This window comes from Zoogloea sp., from assembly GCF_041911615.1.
In the GTDB taxonomy this organism is placed as follows: Bacteria; Pseudomonadota; Gammaproteobacteria; order Burkholderiales; family Rhodocyclaceae; genus Zoogloea.
Map to the genome: position 1 here is coordinate 1 of NZ_JAYROR010000022.1, position 1,674 is coordinate 1,674.

At 66.7% G+C, this 1,674-nt stretch carries 3 protein-coding genes; 1 reads left to right on the forward strand and 2 read right to left on the reverse strand.

Annotated elements, in window-relative coordinates; translation table 11 throughout:
• On the forward strand, nt 1-589 hold a 589-nt coding region (locus tag ACE3P2_RS02825; protein WP_374260748.1), incomplete at its 5' end, for an ATP-binding protein.
• On the opposite strand, the gene thpR is transcribed toward ACE3P2_RS02825, so the two are convergent.
• Both thpR and ispF read right to left on the reverse strand, forming a co-directional pair.
• Nucleotides 579-1,163 carry an RNA 2',3'-cyclic phosphodiesterase gene (gene thpR, locus ACE3P2_RS02830; RefSeq protein ID WP_374260750.1) on the reverse strand — a complete coding sequence of 195 codons (585 nt, stop codon included), beginning with the start codon at nt 1,161-1,163 and terminating at the stop codon, nt 579-581. The two genes, ACE3P2_RS02825 and thpR, sit on opposite strands and share 11 nt — an antisense overlap.
• The gene (ispF, locus tag ACE3P2_RS02835; RefSeq protein WP_374260753.1) at nt 1,153-1,635 is read right to left on the reverse strand and encodes a 2-C-methyl-D-erythritol 2,4-cyclodiphosphate synthase; all 483 of its coding nucleotides are present in this window, start codon (nt 1,633-1,635) and stop codon (nt 1,153-1,155) included. The genes thpR and ispF overlap by 11 nt, the downstream gene beginning before the upstream one ends.
• Between the last annotated feature and the right edge of the window lie 39 nt (nt 1,636-1,674).

Below are 1,674 nucleotides of genomic sequence, written 5' to 3' on the forward strand. Positions count from 1 at the left end.
CCTGCGGACGCCGCTAACCCGGCTGCGCCTCGAAGCCGAGATGAGTCTCGGCGACGAAACGACCCGGCAGGCGGTCGTTTCCGATATCGAGCAGATGGAGAGCGTGATTTCGCAGTTCATGGACTACGCGCGCGCCGAATCGGGCGAAACGCCCGTCCTGACTGATCTTTCCGGGCTTCTGGCCAACATCGCCAGCCGGCAGGCGAGCATCGGCCGGCCGCTGGTCAGCGACATCGCGCCACTCGACGACCTGCTGCTGCGCCCGAAGGCGATCGCGCGCGCCGTCACCAACCTGCTCGACAATGCCGCCAAATATGGCGCGGGCGAGATCAGCCTGCGGCTGCTCGCCGCCCCCGGCGAAATCCACATCGAGGTCGGCGACTGCGGCCCGGGCATTCCGGAAAGTGAAATCGACCGTCTGAAACGCCCCTTCACCCGCCTGGAAGCCGCGCGCACCAATGCCACCGGCACCGGCCTCGGACTCGCCATCGTGGACCGCATCGCGCGCCTGCACGATGGCCAGCTCGATTTGTTGCCGAACCCCGGGGGCGGCCTGCTGGTTCGCCTGACGCTGCCGATCAGGCGCTGAGCGGAAAGGCTTCGAGAATCCGGTAATTCGGGCCTTCCGGCGTCAATACCGAACTGACCAGCACAAAATGCTGGCAGGGCCACAGCAGCTTATCGGGCATGGGCAACTCGCTGATTCGCCCCTCGTTGGGAGCGCAGCGCATCTTGCGGACCAGCGACACATGCGGCGTGAAACCCTGCCCCGGCGGACGGGTTCGGTAGCCCTTCCCGCCCAGCGCCGCCTGCAGGCGAGACTGGAGATCGACCAGTTCATCAGGCACCGCCGCACACCCGGCCCACAACAACTGGTTTTTCGGCCAGTAGCCGAAATGCCCCAGCCGTATGGCGAAAGAGCGGCCGGAAATCCCCCTGGCCAGCGCACACAGGGCGGGCAGTTCAGCCACCGCCACCTCGCCGAGAAACGCCAGGGTGAGATGGATGGTTTCCGCCCGCGTCGGTCGCCCGCCCCATTGCGCGGCAAGCCCGTTCGCCACATCGGCAAGTTGGGCTGCCGCCTCGGCCGGTGGCCACAAGGCGAAGAAGACGCGGGCCGTGGGCGGCCGTTCGGAACTTTTCAGCCGGCGCTCAGCCGACACGTTCCACCAGCACGACGGCCTGCGCTTCGATGGCTTCCTCGCGCCCGAGGTAGCCCAGCCGTTCGTTGGTCTTGCCCTTGATATTCACCGCATCGACGCCAATCCCGAGGTCGGCCGCCACATTCGCCACCATCGCGGCGGCGTGCGGCGCCAGCTTCGGTTGCTGGGCGATGAGCGTGGCATCCACGTTCACCGGTCGCCAGCCCTTTTCGGCCAGCAAGGCGACGGCACCGCGCAACAGCACGCGGCTGTCGGCACCCTTGTAGCGCGGATCGGTATCGGGAAAGTGGCGGCCGATGTCGCCGAGCGCCACGGCGCCGAGCAAGGCATCGGTAATCGCGTGCAACAGGGCGTCGGCATCGGAATGGCCGAGCAGGCCGGTGGCGTGCGGAATTTCCACGCCGCCGAGAATCAGCTTGCGGCCTTCGACCAGCTTATGGACGTCGTAGCCCTGCCCGATACGGAAATTCATTTGCGTGCCCTCAGAATCATGGCGGCCAAGGCGAGGTCG

What these genes read in the sequence shown, in the direction of transcription:
- ispF (WP_374260753.1), bottom strand. Translation starts at nt 1,635, where the DNA reads ATGAATTTCCGTATCGGGCAGGGCTACGACGTCCATAAGCTGGTCGAA.